Here is a 3,062-nt window from a genome sequence, read left to right on the forward strand (position 1 = left end):
TCAGAAAACCATTGATGCATACTCTCGGGCTGTACGTCGAGTCAGTGAACATTTTGATTGCTGCCCCGATCAATTGACCACGGAACAATTAGAAATCTATTTTGGAGAGCTGGTTGAAAGCCACTCATGGAGCACAGTCAAAATAGATCGAAATGGCCTGCAATTCTATTGGCGGTATGTGCTCAAACTTGATTGGCAATGGGTTAATATTATAAAGCCTCCAAAAATCCATACGATACCTGATATTCTTACCCCTAATGAAATAGAGCAACTCATTGGGAAAACACGAAAACTGCGCTATCGTGTTTTTTTATTAACTACCTATTCAATGGGACTTCGTTTAGAAGAAGCCTTATCTCTTCAAGTCGGTGATATTGATGCCGGGCTCAAACGGGTTCATATCCGCCGTGGCAAAGGACATAAAGATCGGCTGGTACCATTACCTGATCTCACGTTGCTGGCATTGCGTACACTCTGGAGTAAGCATCGTCATCCAAATTTGATATTTCCTAATGCCAACGGCTCTCTTAAAACAATTCAACAGGCAACAACTCATATGGACAAAGGCGGTGCACAAAAAGCCATGAAAATGGTGGTCACAGAATGTGGCATTAAAAAAAAGTCCATATACACTCCCTTCGCCACTCATTTGCTACCCATCTCCTTGAACGCGGCTTAAGCCTTCGTCATATTCAAGCCCTGCTCGGCCATGCCAGTCCTACGACAACTGCACGTTATGCTCATCTGACTGATGTCACTGAAAAAGACAGTATGATCACCATTAATGAAATGATTAACAGCCTTCATGTCGATTTAAGGAAGGTATTATCAGAAAATAGTGTTTTCTATTTTTTTCCTTTGTGTTGCCGGCACCCTGAAGGATTTTGGTTTGAATCCAAAAAATCTTGGGGCGGAAATAGGTATGACCATGGTATTGCACACTCATAACAGAAGACGGGATTTTCATCCTCATATACATGTAATAGTGCCAGGCGGCGGTGTTGACAAACGCAGACGTCAATGGAAAAAGATAAAGGGAAAATATTTATTTAATGAATTTGCTATGGCAAAGGTCTTTCGCGCCCGTTTTCTGACGGCTTTAAATGAAGCCGGACTTTCCATCCCCAAAAACGTTCCCCCAAAATGGGTAGTTGATTGCAAGCATGTTGGAAAAGGAATAACCGCCCTGAAATACTTATCCAAATATTTATACCGTGGTGTTATCAGTGAAAAAAATATTGTATCCAATCAAAATGGTCAGGTAACTTTTAAGTATATTGAAAGCAAGACCGGCAATACACTATATCGCACCCTCAAAGGTGAGGATTTTTTGCATCTGATCATGCAGCATGTTCTACCCAAAGGGTTTCGTAGGGTCAGAGACTATGGGTTTCTTCATGGTAATGCAAAAAAATTGCTGTTTCTGATACAATTGATTTTGCATGTTGTTATTAAAGGGATTGAACTCCGTCCAAGGCCTGTTTTTAAATGTCCTCTCTGTAAGACGCCCATGGTTGTTCTGGGGTTTCGTCAAGCTATTTGGGGATCAGGATAGTTCTTTTTGATGGCAAGGGCTTGTAATTCATTCAAAACAGGAGGAAAAAAACTTTTATGAAATAGTTAATTTTTTGAAGCCTATTGCAGGTTAAGGCACCCCCTCGCCTTGAAAAAAATGCGCTTCTTGAAAACGCGCTTCCTACCCCTTGTTCAAAAAAAGATATTTTCTTATATACAGAATATGCAGACACACCGGGCTTGTCCAACCACAGGATAGATTGTGGTTCGTTCCTCACACAATCTATCCTTATTCGTTAGAATCATATTTTGATGAACTTTTTTAAAAATCGAGGTCTTGCATAAAAGGCTCTTGATATTGAACCATGGCCTGCGCCTTTGGTTCGTGGCTGAATATAATATCCCATATACCCAGTTAATGTTTTAAATCCTTTACTTGGATCAAGTAATGTATTTCTGACAAGGTCATAGTCAGCTTTTACAGCATCATATAATCCACCCTGCAAATTAAACTCAACAATAGAATGAATATAGCTGGGATCGTCTACAGTATCTCCAACTATTCTGGCAACGACTATGGCTTTCTTAAGCTTTGCCAGCAAATGGCTATCCTCAAACTCTTTTTGACATACATTTACAGGATCAATCATAGTAATAGCCATTGTTTCTTTGAAAGTAAGCTCCCCATTCTTTTTATATTTCAGAGGAATTGATTTCAATTCCCAAGAACCAAAATTTGGTGATTGAGCTGAATTGATTGGTAGTTCTAAATATCTTTCAAAAACATGTCCGGCCCATCCTTTATTTACTTTTCCATCTCGATATATGGTAACTCCAAACTCATTGGCTAATTCATGAAGTTCTTTGCCGATAAGCCGCTGTAATTTTTCAATCGCTTCCTTTCTTTCCATTCTCAACATCTCCTACACTATGGCAGCAATCCATATTCAACTTGTTCTTCCCTAACTTGTGTCTCAGCATAAAATAACGGCAACTCTCTCTGTTCAAGTTCGTCTTTAATCCTTGGAATTGCAAATTTGTCCAAATATTCTTGTTCCAAATCTATTCCAACAAATCTACGATTATATCTTAGCGCTGCGACTCCTGTTGTTGCGCTTCCACAAAAAGGATCAAGCACAATATCGCCTTCATTGCTACTGGATAAAATAATACGCTCTAAAAGCGCTTCTGGTTTTTGGGTCGGATGTTTTCCATATTTCTTTTCTCCATTTTTGGGAGTATTGATTGCCCAAACACTTCTCATCTGCTTTCCTGGTTTTTTTATAAAATCTTCACTCCAGTTACCATTTTTCATCACATCATAATTAAACGTATGTTTTGATTTCTTATCCTTTCTTGCCCAGATTAGCGTTTCATGACTTGCTGTAAACATTCTGCATGAAAGGTTAGGCGCTGCATTGGGTTTAAACCAACAAATATCATTGATTGTGTGCCAACCTTGCTTCTGAAGAGCAAAACCACAAGCATATATGGAATGATAAGTTCCTGATATCCAAAGTGAGCCATTAGACTTTAGAACTCGTTTA

Annotated in this window: 2 protein-coding genes and 2 pseudogenes; 2 read left to right on the forward strand and 2 right to left on the reverse strand. The window is 39.2% G+C overall.

All coding sequences use genetic code 11. The features are described 5' to 3' along the window. Positions 1-10: 10 nt before the first annotated feature. A pseudogene (locus tag HGJ91_RS16565) lies at positions 11-948 on the forward strand (tyrosine-type recombinase/integrase). Continuing rightward, positions 875-1,441: pseudogene (locus HGJ91_RS15835) on the forward strand (transposase); the annotation flags it as partial. The pseudogenes HGJ91_RS16565 and HGJ91_RS15835, both read left to right, overlap by 74 nt. Before the next feature lie 376 nt (positions 1,442-1,817). Here HGJ91_RS15835 and HGJ91_RS15840 read toward each other — a convergent pair. Further along, the gene (locus tag HGJ91_RS15840; protein ID WP_291348815.1) at positions 1,818-2,426 is read right to left on the reverse strand and encodes a MutH/Sau3AI family endonuclease; all 609 of its coding nucleotides are present in this window, start codon (positions 2,424-2,426) and stop codon (positions 1,818-1,820) included. 17 nt (positions 2,427-2,443) lie between these two features. Then, positions 2,444-3,062 (reverse strand): site-specific DNA-methyltransferase (locus HGJ91_RS15845; protein ID WP_291348816.1); only part of this gene is annotated, 619 nt, incomplete at its 5' end.

This window comes from Desulfobacula sp. (genome assembly GCF_014237455.1).
Classification (GTDB): Bacteria; Desulfobacterota; Desulfobacteria; order Desulfobacterales; family Desulfobacteraceae; genus Desulfobacula.